18 protein-coding genes are annotated in these 17,061 nt (G+C 68.2%); 9 read left to right on the top strand and 9 right to left on the bottom strand.

Annotated features, from left to right (window positions below; all coding sequences use genetic code 11):
• The 3 genes from VHL31_RS22905 to VHL31_RS22895 form a co-directional block, all read left to right on the top strand.
• Positions 1–1,176: glycosyltransferase family 4 protein (locus tag VHL31_RS22905; RefSeq protein ID WP_329663567.1), on the top strand; the 1,176-nt coding region annotated here is incomplete at its 5' end.
• Positions 1,177–1,297: 121 nt separating this feature from the next.
• Positions 1,298–2,185 (top strand): DMT family transporter, encoded by an 888-nt coding sequence (locus VHL31_RS22900; protein WP_329663566.1) that lies wholly within the window; start codon positions 1,298–1,300, stop codon positions 2,183–2,185.
• The gene (locus VHL31_RS22895) at positions 2,182–3,090 is read left to right on the top strand and encodes a DMT family transporter (RefSeq protein WP_329663565.1); all 909 of its coding nucleotides are present in this window, start codon (positions 2,182–2,184) and stop codon (positions 3,088–3,090) included. Before VHL31_RS22900 ends, VHL31_RS22895 begins: the two co-directional genes overlap by 4 nt.
• 33 nt (positions 3,091–3,123) lie before the next feature.
• On the opposite strand, the gene VHL31_RS22890 is transcribed toward VHL31_RS22895, so the two are convergent.
• Positions 3,124–4,131 carry an NADPH:quinone oxidoreductase family protein gene (locus tag VHL31_RS22890; RefSeq protein WP_329663564.1) on the bottom strand — a complete coding sequence of 336 codons (1,008 nt, stop codon included), beginning with the start codon at positions 4,129–4,131 and terminating at the stop codon, positions 3,124–3,126.
• A 147-nt stretch (positions 4,132–4,278) separates the two neighbouring features.
• Between VHL31_RS22890 and VHL31_RS22885 the strand changes: the two genes are divergently transcribed.
• From VHL31_RS22885 to VHL31_RS22860, 6 genes are all read left to right on the top strand, one after another.
• Positions 4,279–4,830, top strand: coding sequence for an RNA methyltransferase (locus tag VHL31_RS22885; protein WP_329663563.1), 552 nt, complete (start codon positions 4,279–4,281; stop codon positions 4,828–4,830).
• A gap of 84 nt (positions 4,831–4,914) precedes the next feature.
• Positions 4,915–5,451, top strand: a complete 537-nt coding sequence (locus VHL31_RS22880; protein WP_329663562.1) for an invasion associated locus B family protein — start codon at positions 4,915–4,917, stop codon at positions 5,449–5,451.
• A 15-nt stretch (positions 5,452–5,466) separates the two neighbouring features.
• Positions 5,467–6,597 (top strand): 23S rRNA (adenine(2503)-C(2))-methyltransferase RlmN, encoded by a 1,131-nt coding sequence (rlmN, locus tag VHL31_RS22875; RefSeq protein ID WP_329663561.1) that lies wholly within the window; start codon positions 5,467–5,469, stop codon positions 6,595–6,597.
• A 65-nt stretch (positions 6,598–6,662) separates the two neighbouring features.
• Entirely contained in the window at positions 6,663–8,393 is a 1,731-nt protein-coding gene (locus tag VHL31_RS22870) for a S49 family peptidase (protein ID WP_329663560.1), read from the top strand.
• Between the two features lie 143 nt (positions 8,394–8,536).
• Entirely contained in the window at positions 8,537–9,409 is an 873-nt protein-coding gene (locus VHL31_RS22865; RefSeq protein ID WP_329663559.1) for a cation diffusion facilitator family transporter, read from the top strand.
• A 35-nt stretch (positions 9,410–9,444) separates the two neighbouring features.
• The gene (locus VHL31_RS22860) at positions 9,445–10,611 is read left to right on the top strand and encodes a mandelate racemase/muconate lactonizing enzyme family protein (protein ID WP_329663558.1); all 1,167 of its coding nucleotides are present in this window, start codon (positions 9,445–9,447) and stop codon (positions 10,609–10,611) included.
• An 11-nt stretch (positions 10,612–10,622) separates the two neighbouring features.
• Here VHL31_RS22860 and ggt read toward each other — a convergent pair whose 3' ends face one another.
• The 8 genes from ggt to VHL31_RS22820 form a co-directional block, all read right to left on the bottom strand.
• Positions 10,623–12,212, bottom strand: coding sequence for a gamma-glutamyltransferase (gene ggt / locus VHL31_RS22855; protein ID WP_329663557.1), 1,590 nt, complete (start codon positions 12,210–12,212; stop codon positions 10,623–10,625).
• Positions 12,213–12,264: 52 nt separating this feature from the next.
• Positions 12,265–12,723 carry a 23S rRNA (pseudouridine(1915)-N(3))-methyltransferase RlmH gene (gene rlmH / locus VHL31_RS22850; protein WP_329663556.1) on the bottom strand — a complete coding sequence of 153 codons (459 nt, stop codon included), beginning with the start codon at positions 12,721–12,723 and terminating at the stop codon, positions 12,265–12,267.
• Between the two features lie 9 nt (positions 12,724–12,732).
• Entirely contained in the window at positions 12,733–13,059 is a 327-nt protein-coding gene (gene rsfS / locus VHL31_RS22845) for a ribosome silencing factor (RefSeq protein ID WP_329663555.1), read from the bottom strand.
• Between the two features lie 47 nt (positions 13,060–13,106).
• A complete protein-coding gene (locus VHL31_RS22840; protein ID WP_329663554.1) occupies positions 13,107–13,778 on the bottom strand; it encodes a nicotinate-nucleotide adenylyltransferase in 672 nt (223 codons plus the stop codon).
• A gap of 65 nt (positions 13,779–13,843) precedes the next feature.
• The gene (locus tag VHL31_RS22835; RefSeq protein WP_329663553.1) at positions 13,844–14,254 is read right to left on the bottom strand and encodes a DUF983 domain-containing protein; all 411 of its coding nucleotides are present in this window, start codon (positions 14,252–14,254) and stop codon (positions 13,844–13,846) included.
• A gap of 103 nt (positions 14,255–14,357) precedes the next feature.
• Positions 14,358–15,092, bottom strand: a complete 735-nt coding sequence (locus VHL31_RS22830; RefSeq protein ID WP_329663552.1) for an anti-sigma factor — start codon at positions 15,090–15,092, stop codon at positions 14,358–14,360.
• The gene (locus VHL31_RS22825; protein ID WP_329663551.1) at positions 15,089–15,607 is read right to left on the bottom strand and encodes a sigma-70 family RNA polymerase sigma factor; all 519 of its coding nucleotides are present in this window, start codon (positions 15,605–15,607) and stop codon (positions 15,089–15,091) included. Before VHL31_RS22825 ends, VHL31_RS22830 begins: the two co-directional genes overlap by 4 nt.
• A 183-nt stretch (positions 15,608–15,790) precedes the next feature.
• The gene (locus VHL31_RS22820; RefSeq protein ID WP_349262531.1) at positions 15,791–17,044 is read right to left on the bottom strand and encodes a glutamate-5-semialdehyde dehydrogenase; all 1,254 of its coding nucleotides are present in this window, start codon (positions 17,042–17,044) and stop codon (positions 15,791–15,793) included.
• Positions 17,045–17,061: the final 17 nt, after the last annotated feature.

Here is a 17,061-nt window from a genome sequence, read left to right as displayed (position 1 = left end):
ACGGCTCATCACAAGAGGATATTGCTAGTCAGCCACGAGTATCCGCCGATCGGGGGCGGTGGGGCGACGGCTGCGCGCACGCTGGCCGAGGAGCAGGTGCGGGAAGGCCACGAGGTCGTGGTGCTGACCTCGGGCATGCCGGACCTGCCCCGCACCGAAACGGTGCGAGGCGTCCAGGTGGTCAGAACCGCCTGCTGGCGGCGCGCCCGGCACTACTCGACCGCACCCGAACTGGCCAGCTGGCTTCCAAGCGCGTTCCTGGCCGGCGACGCCTTGCTGCGGGCCTCGACGTTCGATGTCGTCCATGCCCATTTCGTGGTGCCCGGTGCCATCGTGGCAAGGCCACTTGCGACGCGCCATGGACTGCCCCTCGTCCTGACCGCGCACGGCTCCGACGTGCCGGGCTACAACCCGGACAGGTTCAGCCTGATCCACCGCCTGATCCGGCCCTACTGGCGCTATCTCGCGAATGGCGCGGACAGCATGACGGTGCCTTCGCAGCATCTGGCCAGACTGATCGCATCGGCAGGTGGACCGGATGCGCTGCTGGTCCCGAATGCATTCGCCGCCTCGGGTAGCGTGCCCGATCGGGCGAGAGTGCGCGGGCGCATCCTGGTGGCGACGAGGCTGGTCCGGCGCAAGGGCGTGCAGGACCTGATCGCGGCGGTCGCCGGCATGAAGGATGTCGAGTTGATCGTGGCGGGCGATGGACCCCACGCGCCGGTGCTTCGCGAACTCGCCAAGTCGCTGTCATGCCCCGTCGACTTCAGGGGCTTTATCGACCGCGAAGCGCTGGCGGAGCTCTATGCCACCGCCTCGATCTTCGTCCTGCCATCCTCGCACGAGAACTTCCCCATGGTCCTGCTCGAGGCGATGGGTGCCGGTTGCGCCGTGGTGACCACCACGGCCCCGGGATGCCAGGAAGTGGTGGGCGACGCCGGCATCTGCGTCCCGGCCGGCGATGTCGCGGCACTGCGATCCCAGCTCGACAGGCTGGTCGCCGACCCGACCCTGGTCGACGACCTGGCCGCGAGGGGCCGGGAGCGGGTCCGTCAGTTCGCGCCCGACCTGGTCGCGGCGGGCTTCGACCATGCCTATGCAGCGGGCGAGGACCATCGCGTCACGCTGCAGCCGGGTGTGGGCCAGCAGGCGCGTCCCAAGCCAAGCACGCACTGAACAGGCCGCCGACAGGCGGGCCAGACTGCGGCAACATAACAGTTCCAGCAGCGGCAATCCGGTTGAAGTGGGGCATCGTCTTCCGCTACCGCGGCGTGCACCAACACCCGGAACGACGAACATGGATGGTCAGGCGGCCGCCGTCACGGCACGCCGGCAGGGTATTCTTCTGGCGCTCACCAGCTTCCTGATGTTCACGGGCATGGACACGGTCGTGAAGCTGCTCAGCGGTCACTGGCACGTCCTGCAGGTCATGCTGTTCGTTTCCGGCGGTGCGCTCGCCACCTCGGTCATCATCGCCCAGGTCCGTGGAGGCGTGCACCGCCTGAGGACCCGCGTGCTGCATCGCCACCTCATGCGATGGTGCTTCTCGTTCGTGTCGACGATCCTGGTCTTCTCCAGCTACGGCAGCCTGTCGCTGGCCGACGTGTACGCCATCCTGTTCACGTCGCCGCTGATCGCGACCGCCCTGTCCGTCCCGCTCCTGAAGGAGCAGGTCGGATGGCGGCGATGGGCGGCGGTCGCGGTCGGCTTTGGCGGCGTGCTTGTGATGCTGAACCCGACGGGCGGCCTCGAGGCCGTGCGCCTCCTCGTGGTGCTGGGGGCGTTCCTCCATGCCTGCGGAACCGTCTTCCTGCGCTGGATGCGTTCCAGCGAGCCGGTCGAGACCTTCTCGTTCTACGGGAACATCGCCACCGTGCTGATCGCCTCGGCCGCAATGCCCTTCGTCGGCGTCGTGCCGACCCTGTTCGAGGCAGGGATCGGCCTGGTCGCCGGCGCCATTGCCGGCAGCGCCTTCACCCTCCTGGTGCAGGCCTATCATCAGGCCGAGGCCGGGATCATCGCGCCCTTCCAGTACAGCCAGATGGTCTACGGCCTGATCGTCGGCTTCCTCCTGTTCGGCGACATACCGACATGGACCACCCTCATGGGGGCGGGGATCGTCGCCGCGTCCGGCATCTACGTGTTCCACCGTGAAGCGGTCCGCCGCAGGACTCCCACCGCATGAGCGCCCAGTCGAATCTCCCCGCCATCCTGATCGCCCTGCTCTCGTTCTTCGTGTTCACGCTGCAGGACACGGCCGTGAAGTTCCTGGGCGAGGAGTGGCACGTCGTTCAGACGGCCGCCCTGAACGCGCTGGGCTGTCTAGTCGCACCGACGATCTGGGCGATGTCGGCTGGTGGCCTGCGCCTGCTCAGGCCGCGCAATGTCCGGCTGCACCTCACGCGCGCGATCCTGGCGCCCTTTGCCTGCATCCTGGTGTTCTACGCCTATGCCGTGCTTCCGCTGACCGACGCCTATGCGATCGCATTCAGCCAGCCGCTGATCATCACGGCCCTCTCGGTGCCGATCCTCGGCGAGAAGGTGGGCTGGCGGCGCTGGTCCGCGGTCGCCGTCGGCTTTCTGGGAGTGCTGATCATGCTGCGGCCCGGCAGCGGCCTTCTGGGTCCTGCCGCGATCTGCATGCTGGCGGCCTCGGGCCTCTGGGGTTTCATCCACGCGATCATCCGGCTGGCACCGGACGACCATCCCAGCAGCTTCGCCGTCTGGGTCAATGTCGGCATCTTCGCCGGCATGCTGCCGCTGCTGCCGTTCGTATGGACCACGCCCACCGGGCCGCAACTGCTGATCTCGCTCGTGGGCGGGCTGATGGGCGGTGCCGGCTTCACGCTGATGTCGCTGGCCTACAGCAAGGCCGAGGCCGGGATCGTGGCACCTTTCCAGTACGTGCAGATGCTCTACGCGGCGGTCATCGGGCTGGTGGTATTCGGCGACGCGCTTCCCGACCAATGGACCTGGCTCGGCACCGCTATCGTCATCGCATCCGGCATCTACATCATCCATCGCGAGACCGTGCGGCGAAGGCAGGCCCTGGCCCATGAGCGCCTGGCCGCTGCAGCCAGCCTGCCCTGAGGGGCTTGGCGGCTGTCCACCGCCTGCTCCTGCCTATCGCCCGGGCCCGGCCTGGCCGGCAGCGATCTGCACCACGACCTTCCCGGTGCTCCTGCGGTGCTTGAGCAGCGAAAAGGCGTCCTTGGCCCGGTCCAGCGGGATGACGTCGGAGATGTGCGGCCGGATCTTGCCTTCTTCCAGCCATTCGAAGATCTGCTCGAAGCTTTCCCGTAGCCGGCCCGGGTCGTGCTTGCGGTAGCTTCCCCAGAAGAAGCCCATGGCCGAGACGTTCTTGACCAGGAGCAGGTTTGCCGGGATCTGCGGGATGACTCCGGATGCGAACCCAACGACGACGATCCGCCCCTCCCAGGCGGTGACCCGCAGCGACAGATCGAACATCGCGCCGCCGACGGGATCGAACACCACGTCGACGCCGCGGCCGCCGGTGATGTCCTTGATGACGGTGCGAAGCTCGGGGTCGTCGCTGTCCAGGGCATGATGGGCGCCGTGCTCGCGCGCGAGCGCCGCCCGCTCGGATCCCCGCGCCGTCGCGATCACGGTGGCGCCCAGCGCCCGTCCGACCTCCACCGCCGCCAGCCCCACGCCGCCGGCTGCGCCATGCACGAGCAGCACTTCGCCCGGGAGCAGTTGCGCCCGCCAGGATAGGGCGCCAAAGGCCGTGCCGTAGGTGAGGGCCATGGCCGCAGCCGTCAGGTCGTCGATATCGTCCGGGATCGGGATGACGTCCTCGGCACGCGCGAGCGTCTTCTCGGCGAACCCGCCATGGTCCAGGAAGGCCAGGACACGCTGCCCGGGCTCGACGCCGCCCATGATGGCGCCGGCTCCCACCTTGTCGATGGTGCCCGCGATCTCGAGGCCGGGCACGAAGGGCAGGGCGGGGCGGTCCTGGTACTTGCCCTCCAGCATCAGGAGGTCGGCGAAATTGACGCCCGCGGCCGCCACGTCGATCCGCACATGGCAGGCTCCCGGCTCCGGATCACGCAGCTGGCGCAGGGCAACTCCTTCGATCCCGACCGTCTGCTCGCAGACCAGTGCACGCATGGCGCGATTCCATCCGAGAAAGCGGGCCCGACCCTAGTCCTGACAGGCGCCTTGTGAAAGATCCGGAAGCGTGGCGCGGGCCAACGCTCCGGGCACGGTCGCCAAGGAGCCTTCCGGATCCGCTGGCGCGCAGCTACATGGCCGCTCATGTTCGAACAACAACTTCGCGGCTGGTTCGCGATCGGCGCCGAGGCGATCTCGAAGGAGGTCAATTTCGGCAACCTGATGCGGACGGCCCATGCCTTCGGGGCCGCCTATCTGTTCCTGGTGGACCCTGTCGCCACGCTGCGGGACGCCAGCCGCACCGATACGTCCAAGGCGAACCTGAGCCTGCCCGTCTTCCGCTATGGCAGCCCGGACGAGATGAAGCTGCCGCATGGCTGCAAGCTGGTGGGGGTGGAACTGACCGACGATGCCGTGCCGCTGCCGTCGTTTCGCCATCCGTCCGCGGCCGCCTATGTGTTCGGACCAGAGCGGGCTTCGCTGACCCCGGCGATGCTGGCGCGCTGCGACCATGTCGTCCGGATCCCGACCCGGTTCTGCGTCAACCTCGCCATCGCGGCCGCGATCGTGATGTACGACCGGCAGATCACGCTCGGCCGGTTCGGCGAGCGGCCGGTCATGGCGGGCGGCCCCGTCGTCCCGCCGGCCCCCCATGTTCACGGCAACGTGGTCCTGCGGCGCAGCGGGCGGGACTGAAGGGCACTGCGCCCTCTTCAGATTGCGGGCCCGTATGGTTATGATCACCGGAGTCCATGATCACTGCCTCCGGAGCCGAGTTGCATGAAGGCGCTCGCCGCTGTCGTCTTGTCTCTTGCCGCGTTCGTCCCGACCTTTGCCGAAGCCGCGCCCAAGCTCCTGTCCAACCACCGGGACTGGAACCTCTACGTCGTCGAAGGCGACGAGAAGCTCTGCTACATCGCCTCGGAGCCGAAGAAGCAGGAAGGAACCTACAAGTCCCGCGGCAACCCGTTCATCATCGTGGCGCGCATCCCGTCCAACCCGCCCATCGACGAGGTGAGCGTGCGGACCGGCTACGCGTACAAGAAGGACAGCGAGGTCTCCGTCCGCATCGACGGCACCGCCTTCAGCTTCTTTACCAATGACGAGCAGGCCTGGGCGAAGAGCGCCGAGGACGACAAGGCGGCGATCGCCGCGATGCGGCGCGGCAGGGAGGCCCTGGTCCAGGCGACCTCGACGCGCGACACCAAATCTAGCGACACCTACTCCCTTTCAGGATTTTCGGACGCATATTCAGCCCTGGCGGCAGCGTGCGGCAAAAGTGCCTCGCTGGCCGTGCCGGGCCCCCTTCGAGGCTGAACGATCGTGCAACAGTTGAGGAAGAAGCTGGCGGCCGACGGCCTGCCCAGCCTGATCGGCGCTGACCGGGCTGGTCTGGCGGCGGTGCTGGGCGAGCTTGGCGAGCCCGAAGGCAAGCGGTCCCTGCGGGCCCGCCAGCTCTTCCATTGGATCTACCATCGCGGTGCGCGCTCGTTCGACGAGATGACGACACTGTCCAAGGACCTGCGCGCCAAGCTGGCCGAGCAGTTCTCGGTGGCGCGGCCGGAGATCGTGGTCGAGCAGCAGTCGAGCGACGGCACCCGGAAGTGGCTCCTGCGCTTCTTCGACGGTCAGGAGGTGGAGTGTGTCTTCATCCCGCAGACCGACCGGGGGGCCTTGTGCGTCTCGACTCAGGTCGGCTGCACGCTGACCTGCAAGTTCTGCCATACCGGCACCATGCCGCTCGTGCGCAACCTCCAGGCGGGCGAGATCCTGGCGCAACTGCTGGTGGCACGCGACGCCCTGGGCGAGTGGCCCTCGCCGCGCGACGACCGGCTCTTCACCAACATCGTGGTGATGGGCATGGGCGAGCCCCTGTTCAATTATGACGGCATCGCCGCTGCGATGAAGCTGGCGACGGACGGCGACGGGATCGGCATGTCCCGCCACAAGATCACGCTGTCGACCTCGGGCGTGGTGCCGAGGATCGTCCAGTGGGGGGAGGAACTCGGCACCGGCCTTGCCATCTCCCTGCATGCGGTCCGCGACGACCTGCGGGACGAGCTCGTGCCGGTCAATCGCAAATGGAAGATCGCCGAGCTGCTCGACGCCTGCCGCGCCTATCCGCACCGGAACAAGCCGATCACGTTCGAGTACGTGATGCTGGCCGGCGTGAACGACAGCGACGCCGATGCGCGCGAGCTGGTCCGGCTGCTGCAGGGCATGCCGGCCAAGGTCAACCTCATCCCGTTCAACCCATGGCCCGGCACGATCTACCAGTGCTCCTCGAACAACCGGATCCGGGCGTTCGCCCAGATCGTCGAGGATGCCGGCTATTCGAGCCCGGTGCGGGTGCCGCGCGGGCGCGACATCCTTGCTGCCTGCGGCCAGCTGAAGACAGCCAGCGAGCGCGCCCGGGTAAGGGGGAACCTTGCTTCCGCCAGGGCCGAGGCGGCATTGCACTGAGGGCATGGCCTCCCGGTGTCTGGTCCAGATCGTGATGCGGCGGACGAGGCTGCAGGAGAGTTCGGATGCGGCGTTTCCTGATCGGCCTGCTTGCCACGCTGGGTGCGCTGGTCCTGGTCTTCGGCCTTGCCGTGGGCGGGCTGATCTGGTGGTTCGTCCGTTCCGGTCCCGAGCCGTTGCCCGATTCGATGCTGCTGACGCTCGACCTGCGGCGCCCGGTGCTGGAGGGAACCGCAGGCTTCGGGGCGGGCTGGCTGGCGCCGCGCGAGGACTACAGGCTGCTGGACCTGGTCCGGGCGCTGGACAGGGCAGCGGGCGATCCCAGGGTCAAGGCCGTCTATGCACGGCTGGACGAGGCGCCGCGCGGCCTGGCCGTCACCCAGGAGCTGCGGCAGGCGGTCCTGCGCGTGGCGGCCGCGGGCAAGTCCACGATCGCCTTTGCGGACAGCCTGGGTGAACTGTCGCCCGGCAATGAAGGCTACTACCTGGCCAGCGCCTTCCAGCAGATCACCATCCAGCCCATGGGATCGGTCGGGCTCACTGGTCTGGCCCTGGAAGAGCCGTTCGCGGAGGGGCTCCTGGCCAAGCTCGGCATCGAGCTGGAAGTCACCCGGCGCAGCGAATACAAGACAGCCCTGGACTTCGTGGCCGCAAGCGAGCCGTCTCCGGCCCATCGGGAGATGAGCGAGGCGCTGATCGGGTCGCTGGACGAGCAGTTCAGGGCGGACATCGAGCGGTCCCGCCCGGCCGTAGCCGGACGCATCGACGGCCTGATTGATGGCGGCCCGTATACGGGGCAGGCCGCGCTGGCTGCGGGCCTGATCGACCGGCTGGCGTTCGAGGACGTGCTGCTGGAGGAACTGCGCCGTGGTGCCGGGGCCCCTGACGGTGGGCGGCTGCAGCGGGTCGACCTGGACGACTACGCCGAGCGTGGCGAGCGGGCAGCACCGGAAAGCGCCCCGGTGATCGCGGTCGTCCATGCGCTCGGCCCGATCTTGCGGGGAACGACCGGCTTCGACGACAGCACGGCCGCCGCCGACGACGTCGCGGCGGCCCTCTCGGCAGCGCGCGAGGACCAATCGGTCCGGGCCGTGCTGTTCCGCATCTCCTCACCCGGCGGATCGCCCGTCGCCTCGGAGACGATCAGTCGGGAGATCGAGCGGCTCAAGGACGCGGGCAAGCCGGTCGTCGTGAGCATGGGCGATGTCGCGGGCTCCGGGGGCTACTGGATCGCTGCCGATGCCGACGTGATCATGGCCAATCCCGCGACGCTGACCGGCTCGATCGGCGTCATCGCCGGCAAGCCCGTGCTCGATGCGCTATGGGCATGGCTCGACGTCAACTGGACCCTGACCAGCCGGAGCGAGGCTGCTGGCATCTGGTCGTTGAACAAGCCCTACACGCCTGCCGAACTCGCCAAGGTGAACGCGTCGGTGGATGCGATCTACGCTGCCTTCAAGGACAGGGTCGCCGCCGGCCGCGGCCTGACGGCGGTCCAGGTCGAGGACGTCGCCCGGGGCAGGGTCTGGACGGGTGCGCAGGCCAAGCCGGCGGGCCTGGTCGACGAGCTGGGCGGGCTGTTCGAGGCGATCGGCGCCACGAAGAAGCAGATGGGCCTGCGGGAGGAGGACGAGGTGGCGCTCGTGCTGTACCCCGACCCGAGCGAAAGCTTCGGGCGGATGATCGGCCGTCTGACCCGTGGGCTGACCGGGGCGATGGCGCTGGGCGACCGGCTTGCCGGCCTTGTCACGGTCGGTCCCGGCGCCGTCGGCATGTCGCCGCCCTCCTTCCACTGAGCTGGCGGCATGTTTCGCTGCTTGATCGCTGGTGGAGTTGGGGGCAAACGGCCGGGGTGACCATGAACGAGACCCCCACCATCCCCGCTCCTTCCGTAACGACGACGGAGGGCCAGGGGACGCCTCCGCCATCCGAGGCCCCGATGGCCGACCGCTGGCGGCTTGCCGTGGCCGCGTCGCGTACGAGCCTGCTGGTCGCCGTCGGCTTGGCGGTCCTGAAGCTCGCGGCCGTCATCGGCACGGGTTCGGTGGCCATGATGAGCTCGGCCGTCGACAGTTTCGCCGATGTCGCTGCGTCCGGCATGATCTGGCTGAGCCTGCGAGGGGCGCAGCAGCCGCCCGAGCCGGGCTACCAGCTGGGCCAGGGCAGGCTGGAAGCGGTCTCCGCCCTGACCCAGTCGGCCTTTGTGGCCGGTGCCGGCCTGTTCGCCCTGTGCATCGCGGTCAGGCAGCTGATCTACGTCCAGCCGCTCGGCCACGAGGTGAGCGGGCTCGCCGTGATGATGGTGTCGCTCGTCGCGACGCTGGGCCTGATGATCTACCAGCGCCGGGTGGTGGCGCTGACCGGTTCCTCCGCGATCGCCGCCGACCGGGCTCATTACGAGAGCGACCTCTTCACGAACATCGCCGTCGTCCTGTCGCTCGTCGGCGCCGGGATCTACGGCCTGCACAGGCTCGACCCGCTGATCGGCGGCGCCCTCGCGATCTATCTTCTCTTCATGGCCTACCGGATCGGGCGCGACGCCGTCGGCACGCTACTCGACCGGCCGCTGCCGGCCGAGTTGCGCGCCCGCATCGAGGCGGTGGTCCGTGCCGATGCCGACATCGTCGCCATGTACGACCTGCGCACCCGCCAGGCGAGCGGCACCCGGATCGTGGAGTTCCACATCGAGCTCGCGCCGGACACGACGGTGTCGGACGCGCGCGCTATCATGGACCGTGTCGAGCTGGAGCTGGACGAGCTGGTGCCGGATGTCGAGGTAACCATCCATCCGATGCCGGCCGTGCACGACTAGGGAGCAAGCGTCCGCCGGAAGGCGAGGAGGCAGCCATGCGGATCACCGAGTTGAAGGCGACGCCGGTCAACATTCCGCTGGAGGCTCCCTTGTGGTGGAGCGGTGGCCTCTACCCCGGCACCTCCAAGGTCATCATCGAGATCCGCACCGATGCCGGCCTGGTCGGACTGGGCGAGGCGCCGTCGACGGATGTACTGCGGACGGTGGAGCAGATGGGCGAGCGCCTGCTCGGGGAGGATCCCCTGGACATTGCCGCCTGCGAGAGCCGTTGCCTGCCGCCCTGGCAGATCGTCCAGAACACCGATAACGCATCGGTCGCCAAGGCGTTCGGTGCTATCGAGATCGGCCTGTGGGACCTGCGCGGCAAGGCGTGGGGGCAGCCCTTGTACCAGCTGCTGGGCGGCAAGGTACGCGACCAGATCCCGTTCACCGAATATTTCGGCTTTCGCGAGGGGCTGGAAGAGACGCCCGAAGCGGTCGCGGACTACTGCCTGGCGATGCATGGCGCCTATGGCAGCACGCTCTTCGAGGGCAAGCTGATCCTGGGCGACCCGTTGATCGAGATCCGGACGGTGCGCCTGCTCCGTGAGGCGCTGGGGTCGCAAGCGGTGATCCGGCTCGATTCCAACATGCAGTGGTCGCTGCCGACCGCGATCAGGATCCTGCGCGAGATCGAGCCCTTCGACATCCGCAACTATGAGGATCCTGTCGGCAGCTTCGAGGAGATGGCGGCGCTGCGCCGGCATTCGTCCATCCCGTTTTCCACGCACATCCCCGACATCCGCCGGGCCGTCGCCCTCGGCACGCCCGAGGCGATCGTCGTCAATTTCGCCGTGCTGGGCGGGATCGCCCGGGCCATCCGCTTCATCGGCGCCTGCGAGGCGATGGGCGTGGGCTTCTGGTGCTATTCGGGCGACACCGGCGTCTGCACGGCCGCCTACCTGCACGTCTCGGCCGCCATGCCCTGGATTAGCGAACCCTCCCAGTCGCTGTTCCGCTGGCAGGTGGGCGACGTGATCGAAGGCGGGCCGTTCCGGCAACGCGACGACATGGTGGCCGTGCCGCAAGGTCCTGGCCTCGGCGTGGTGCTGGACCACGAGGCCCTGGCCTGCTGGCACCGACATTACGTGGACAACGGCCCGCTCGACCATTTCCAGGATCCTGCCAGGCCCGGCCGGTTCCGGCGCCTGCCCCTGGCCTGACTGGCCGCGCGTCAGATGCCGATCGCCATTCCGTCCTTGCGCGGGTCCGAGCCGCCGAACAGGACGCCACGCTCGTGATCGAGCGCGATCATCTGGCCGCCGCCGAACGGTTCCTGTGCCCATTCGACCTGATGCCCGAGTGCCTGGAGTTCCTGGCCGACCTTGCTGCTGAAGCCTCGTTCGAGGACGAAGCCTGGACCTGGATAGGCCATCGCGCGCGGGGCATCGATCGCAGCCTGCGGGTCGAAGCCGTGATCGCGCACTAGCGAAAGGACGTGGGCATGACCGACCGGCTGATACTGGCCGCCCATGACGCCGAACGAGGCGAACAGGCGGTCGCCCTCGAAGGCCAGGGCCGGGATGATGGTGTGCAACGGGCGCTTGCGCGGGGCCAGCGCATTGGGGTGGCCGGGCTCCAGTCGGAACGATCGCCCGCGATCCTGGAACACCACGCCGGTGCTGGGGCAGACCAGGCCGCTGCCGAAGCCGTCATAGACCGAGCAGATCAACGAGCAGGCATTGCGGTCGCGATCGACGACCGTCAGGTAGACCGTGTCCTTGTGCGCTTCCAGAAGGGGAGGCGGTGCATGGGAGCCGCAGCGGTCCGGCACCATCCGGCTGCGCATGGTCGTGATGGCCGCCTCGCCGAGCAGGGCATCGACCGGCACGTCCAGGTGACGCGGATCGGCGAGATGGCGGTCCCGCTCGGCATAGGCCAGCTTGGTGGCTTCGGCCAAGAGATGGTGTCGCGCGCTGCCGTGCGGGTCCATGGAGGCGAGGTCGAAGCCTTCCAGGGCCCGCAGGATCATCAGCGCCACGATGCCCTGGCCGGCCGGTGGGCATTCGACGACCGTCAGGCCGCGATAGCTGGCCGAGACCGGCTCGACGAACTCCGCCCGGTACGCGGCGAAATCGTCCTCGGTATGGGTGCCGCCATAGTCGCGCAGGCTCCGGACCATCGCTGCCGCAAGCTCGCCTTCGTAGAACGCCCGCCCGCCATGCTTGCCGATCTTCTCCAGCGTGGCCGCAAGCGCCGGCAGCCGGATGACCTCGCCCACCATGGGGGAGCGGCCGTTTGGAAGGTAGAAGCGGCGACCAGCCTCGGTCTTGCCGATCACCGCAACATCCCCCGCCCAGTCGAAGGCGACCCGGGGATGGACCGGAAAACCGTTGCGGGCGTAGTTGATGGCCGGCCGCAGCAGTTCCTGCAGGCTGCGCGTGCCATGAGCCTGCAGAAGCGCGGACCAGCCGGCGACGGCACCCGGCACGGTCACGGCATGCGCGCTGTCCTGCGGGATCGATTGCAGACCTTCCCCCCGCAGCCGCTCGATCGTAGCCCCCGCCGGAGCATGGCCGCTGCCGTCGACGGCGATCACGCCGCCCGATGAAGGCGCATAGAGCGCCCACATGTCACCGCCGATGCCGACCATCTGCGGCTCGACAACGCACTGCACCGCCACGGCCGCGATCGCCGCGTCCACGGCGTTGCCGCCCGCGCGCAGCGTGTCCACCGCCGCCAGCGTCGCCAGTGGATGGGATGTCGCGGCCATGCCGTCGACGCCGATGGCCGGGCTGCGGCCCGGCAATTGAAAGTCCCGCACCCGTGCTCTTCCCGTCTCGGCAGCGTCAGATGGTCGCCAGGGCAGGTAGCCCTCAGCTGCGATGATAGGGATGTCCGGCAAGGATCGTCGAGGCACGATATAGCTGCTCGACCAGCATGGCCCGCACGAGCATGTGCGGCCAGGTCATCATGCCGAGCGCCAGCTTCAGGTCGGCACGCCCGGCTACGGCTGTCCCATGACCATCGGCCCCGCCGATCAGGAAGGCGATGTCGCGCTGGCCCTGGTCCCGCCAAGTCCGCAACTGCTCGGCAAACCGCACGCTGGTGAGCTGGCGCCCGCGCTCGTCCAGCGCGACGACGCTGGCACCGGCCGGAACCTTGGCGAGCAGAAGCCTGGCCTCGTCCTCGCGGCGGGCCGGATCATCGGGACGCTTGCGGCTCTCAACCTCGACGATCGGCGTGATCATCGGGCAGCGCTGCCGGTAGTGCTGGACGAGTCCGTCGATCAACGGGTCACGATGCCGGCCCACGGCAAGGATCGTCGCCCGCACGATGCATCGTCAGCCGGGGCTGACGACCAGCCGCTTGGGAGCCTCGACCGACCACAGCTTCTCAATGTCGTAGAAGCTGCGCATCTCAGGCTTGAACAGATGGATGATCACGTCGCCGGCGTCGATCAGCACCCAGTCGGAGGCGCCCAGACCTTCGCCCGACGCGTCCTTCATGCCGCGCTCCTTCAAGGCGTGCAGGATCTTCTCGGCCATCGACGAGATGTGACGCTGTGATGTGCCCGAAGCAACGACCATGAAGTCGGCCATTGCGGTCTTGCCAGCTAGATCGACGACGATCGGGTCCACAGCCTTGTCGTCATCGAGCGACTTCAGCACGAAGTCGAGGAGGTCGGTCGATGGAACGCCTCCATTGCCTGATCTGGCTATTTCGATCTCTCCTGCCAGGCCGCCTCGGCGCGCAGCCGAATAGCGGTCGACGACGCCGGGTGCAGCGGATGGTGCAACAATACCCAAGCCGGCGGGCAGAGGTCGGCCAGCACATGAGCCTGGCGCTCGTCGAGGCGAGCGCCGGCAAAGCGCCGGGCAACCAGACCCAGTCCAGCACGCTCAAGATATGGTGCCCTGGCGATGACCGCAACCGGGCAGGCATGGAACAGTCGAAGCCAGTGCTTCCAGCGCGGCAATTGGATCAGATTGTCGGCGCCGATGATCCAGACGTGCCGCCTGCTTGGGTCGCGTGCGAGACCGGTAATGGTGTCGACGGAGAAGCGCAGGTTCTTCTGTTCCTCATAGTCGCTGACTTCGATCCGCGGGTCGGCCGCAGCTACGCGCCTGGCACTGGCGAACCGGTCGGCGAACGAGGCCATGCCGCTCCTGGTCTTGAGCGGGTTCTGCGGCGAGACCAGCCACACCACCTTGTCGAGCCGGAGACGGCGCAACGCCTCGCGGGTCGCATGCAGGTGACCATCGTGGGCCGGGTTGAACGAGCCGCCGAACAAGCCGACACGCGGCACGGCGCGCGGCAGGGGCTGCGCCGGCGACATGGCCGGCCGAGCGATGCGAGCCACGGGGCGGCGCAGGGAAACGGGATCCATCGAACACCGGTCCAGTGGGTGACGCTGTCAGGAGAGATCATCCCTGCAGGGCCGGCAGGTGCCGCCTACCGATCCTTTGACTCCGGCCTCACCAGTCGGCCTTCGCCTGCGCGGTGGAAGTACTGCGAGCAGACCAGCCAGCCCTTGAGCGGTCGCAACAGTGCCATGCAGGCCAGGATGGTCAATGGAAAGGTCGTCACCAGCTGAACCCAGTAGGGCGCGTCGAAGGCCAGGTCCAGCCACACCGCCATCACCAGGGCCGGCACGCCTACCACCGACATCGCGAAGAAGGCCGGTCCGTCGGCCGGGTCGGCGAAGGAGAAGTCGAGCCCGCACACGTCGCACTTCTTCGCGAGCCGGAGGTAGCCGGCGAAGATGTGCCCCTTCTGGCACCTAGGGCAACGGCCGCGGATGCCGGTCCTGATCGGGCTGTCCGTCTCGTTGAACTCGCCGGTCCCGCCGCTGGCGTCCGCCATCGTGGACATGTCCTTTCGCGCTCGCTCGATCGCTGGTGTTGCGTCACTTGAACGGCCGGTTGAACTGAGAGTTGCGGTCCGAAGCAAGCTATTCGGCGGCGAGTCAGGGCAGATACGGAACGATCCTGCCCTGCTGCACAACGGGGCCTGTCGGCGTCCCGGTGGGAGAACCGCCGGGCGGCTCCAGCGAAACGGCCAGCACTGCACCCTCGCCGATCTGGGCAAGTCGATCCGCGTCGATGACGGCCGTCGTGCGGTGGCCGCCGAGCACGCCCAGCGAGATCGGCGTGTCGGTGCCCTCGGGGATAAGCCAAAGCTCTGGCACACGGCTATCGTTCGGTGACTGGCCGACCGGATCCACCGAGATGGTGAGATTGGCCGGATCGGCGGTGACCAGCCAGACCGGTGCTCCCTCGGCATTGTCGAGTACCGCGACATAGGAAGGACCGCCACCTTGAGGAAGTGGCCGGATCAGGAGCAGACCGGCGAATGCTGCTGCCGCCAGCCCAGCCGCCAGCGCAGCGTTCCGCCAGATCGTGACGTTGTTCCAGATCCGCGTGCGCGCCGGCACCAGCACCCGGCCGGGCCGTGCTGGACGAGCCTGCCGGTTGATGGTCTGCTCGATGCGGCCGAACAGCTGCGGGTCGGGTTCAGCTGGGGCGGCCAGGCCAGCCAGGGGCGAGAGGCGCCTCTCCCAATAGGCCACGGCCGCCTGCGCCTGCCGATCGGTCCGCAGGCGCATCTCGAACCGCATGTGATCTTCCGGGGAGAGTGTTCCGAGCACGTACTCTCCGGCATCCGCATCGAGATCGTCACGATCGGAAGGAAGGTCGCTCATGCGCTCAGGCACTCCCGGAGGCGCAGGAGGCTGCGGCGGATCCAGCTCTTGACCGTGCCGAGCGGATGGCCCAGCCGCTCCGCAAGTTCCTCGTGGCTCCAGCCATCGGCGAACGCCATGACGACGCACTGCCGTGGCCCGGCTTCCAGCTCCTGGAGGCAGCGTGCGAGCCCGATCCGGTCGGCCGCAGGTATGCCCGGTACCTCGGCCATGCGGTCGAGCAGGCTGTCGGCCTCCCCATCCACCTCGGTTTCCAGCGCCGTCTCGCGCGCTGTCTTGCGGATGTGGTTGATCGCACTGTTGCGCACGATCGTGATCATCCACGCCAGGGCCGGGCCCCGGGCAGGATCGAACCTCGACGCATGCCACCAGACGCGCACGAACGCATCGTGCAACGCGTCCTCCGCCACCTCGCGGCGGCGCACGATCCTCATGGCCACGCCGAGCAGCCGGGAGGCTGTCGCCGCATAGAGTTCCTTGAAGGCGGCCGCGTCCTGTTGCCCGACTTTCTGCAACAGGGCGTCCAGCGGCTTCTCGGAAGCTTCGCTGTCAGATGGTGCTTTAATCTCGCGAGCTCGCATCTGCAGGTGGAATAGGCCCGCAGCGGCTCGGCGCCAAGCCGACCCATGACCTCGACCTCACGACAGCGGCAGGTTCGAGGCTACTACGCATGAGGTGGTGGCGATGGATGCAGGGCATCAGCCAGGCCGGCACTGTCCGCTGCCTCGTACCTGATACTTGTAGGTCACGAGTTGCTCCAGGCCGACCGGCCCGCGTGCATGCAGCCGCCCCGTCGCAATTCCGATCTCCGCGCCGAAGCCGAACTCGGCACCATCCGCGTACTGCGTCGACGCATTGTGGGTCACGATCGCGCTGTCGACCTCGTTCAGGAAGCGCTCGGCAGCGTCGACATCCCGAGCGACGATGCAGTCGGTATGATGGCTGCCATAAAGGTTCACATGAGAGATGGCCTCGTCCAGGTCCGCCACCACCTTCACCGCCAGCACGGCGTCCAGATATTCGGTGCGCCAGTCGTCCTCGGTGGCAGGCAGGGCCCGTGACCAGAGCGCCAAGGTCTCGCCGCAGCCATGAATCTCGCAGCCGCGTGCAGCGAGGGTGTCCAGGATCGGCGGCAGCAGGCGGCCAGCGACGGGCCGGTCGACAAGCAGGGTTTCCGTGGCGCCGCAGATCCCGGTCCGCCGCAACTTGGCGTTCAGGACCAGGGCCTGAGCCATCTCTGCATCCGCGCTGGCATGGACATAGGTGTGGTTGTTGCCGTCCAGGTGCGCGAACACGGGCACCCGGCTCTCGTTCTGGACGCGCGCCACCAGGGACTTGCCCCCGCGCGGAACGATCACGTCGACATGCTCGCCCGCCCGCAGCAGGGCGCCCACGGCTGCCCGATCGGTCGTCGGGATCATCTGCGCGGTGTCCTGGGGCAGGCCCGCGTCCGCAACCGCCTTGGCCAGCACCGCGTGGATGGCGCGCGAGCTGTGGAAGCTGTCCGAGCCGCCACGCAGGATCACGGCGTTGCCGGCCTTCAGGCAGAGGGCCGCGGCATCGGCGGTCACGTTCGGGCGGCTCTCGTAGATCACGCCGACCACGCCCAGCGGCACGCTGACCCGCGCGATGTCCAGCCCGTTCGGCCGGCGCCAGCGAGCGAGTTCCCTGCCGACCGGATCGGCCAGACCCGCCACCACCTCCAGCCCGGCCGCCATCGATTCGACCCGCGACGGGTTCAAGAGCAGGCGGTCCATCAGCGCCTTGCTCAAGCCGGCCGCCTCGCCGGCTGCCAGGTCCTTGCGGTTGGCTTCGATGATCTCATCCTGCGCCGCACGCAGCGCACCGGCCGCGCGCGTCAGGGCGGCGTCCTTGAGATGACGCGGTGCCAGGGCCAGTGCCGCGGCGGCTTCCTTGGCCCGGCGTCCGATCCGCTGCATGAGGTCCGCCATGTCGGTGTCGGCCACAG

Origin of the sequence: Geminicoccus sp., assembly GCF_036263595.1 — a bacterium.
Lineage (GTDB): Bacteria > Pseudomonadota > Alphaproteobacteria > Geminicoccales > Geminicoccaceae > Geminicoccus.
The sequence above is the reverse complement of the archived record's forward strand: the minus strand, read 5'-3'. Positions and strand labels throughout refer to the sequence as shown.

What these genes read in the sequence shown, in the direction of transcription:
- VHL31_RS22890 (WP_329663564.1), bottom strand. Translation starts at nt 4,131, where the DNA reads ATGCGTGCACTGGTCTGCGAGCAGACGGTCGGGATCGAAGGAGTTGCC.
- VHL31_RS22830 (WP_329663552.1), bottom strand. Translation starts at nt 15,092, where the DNA reads ATGAGCGACCTTCCTTCCGATCGTGACGATCTCGATGCGGATGCCGGA.
- VHL31_RS22885 (WP_329663563.1), top strand. Translation starts at nt 4,279, where the DNA reads ATGTTCGAACAACAACTTCGCGGCTGGTTCGCGATCGGCGCCGAGGCG.
- VHL31_RS22865 (WP_329663559.1), top strand. Translation starts at nt 8,537, where the DNA reads ATGGCCGACCGCTGGCGGCTTGCCGTGGCCGCGTCGCGTACGAGCCTG.
- VHL31_RS22895 (WP_329663565.1), top strand. Translation starts at nt 2,182, where the DNA reads ATGAGCGCCCAGTCGAATCTCCCCGCCATCCTGATCGCCCTGCTCTCG.
- VHL31_RS22860 (WP_329663558.1), top strand. Translation starts at nt 9,445, where the DNA reads ATGCGGATCACCGAGTTGAAGGCGACGCCGGTCAACATTCCGCTGGAG.
- VHL31_RS22820 (WP_349262531.1), bottom strand. Translation starts at nt 17,044, where the DNA reads ATGGCGGACCTCATGCAGCGGATCGGACGCCGGGCCAAGGAAGCCGCC.
- VHL31_RS22880 (WP_329663562.1), top strand. Translation starts at nt 4,915, where the DNA reads ATGAAGGCGCTCGCCGCTGTCGTCTTGTCTCTTGCCGCGTTCGTCCCG.
- VHL31_RS22900 (WP_329663566.1), top strand. Translation starts at nt 1,298, where the DNA reads ATGGATGGTCAGGCGGCCGCCGTCACGGCACGCCGGCAGGGTATTCTT.
- VHL31_RS22835 (WP_329663553.1), bottom strand. Translation starts at nt 14,254, where the DNA reads ATGGCGGACGCCAGCGGCGGGACCGGCGAGTTCAACGAGACGGACAGC.
- VHL31_RS22840 (WP_329663554.1), bottom strand. Translation starts at nt 13,778, where the DNA reads ATGGATCCCGTTTCCCTGCGCCGCCCCGTGGCTCGCATCGCTCGGCCG.
- VHL31_RS22870 (WP_329663560.1), top strand. Translation starts at nt 6,663, where the DNA reads ATGCGGCGTTTCCTGATCGGCCTGCTTGCCACGCTGGGTGCGCTGGTC.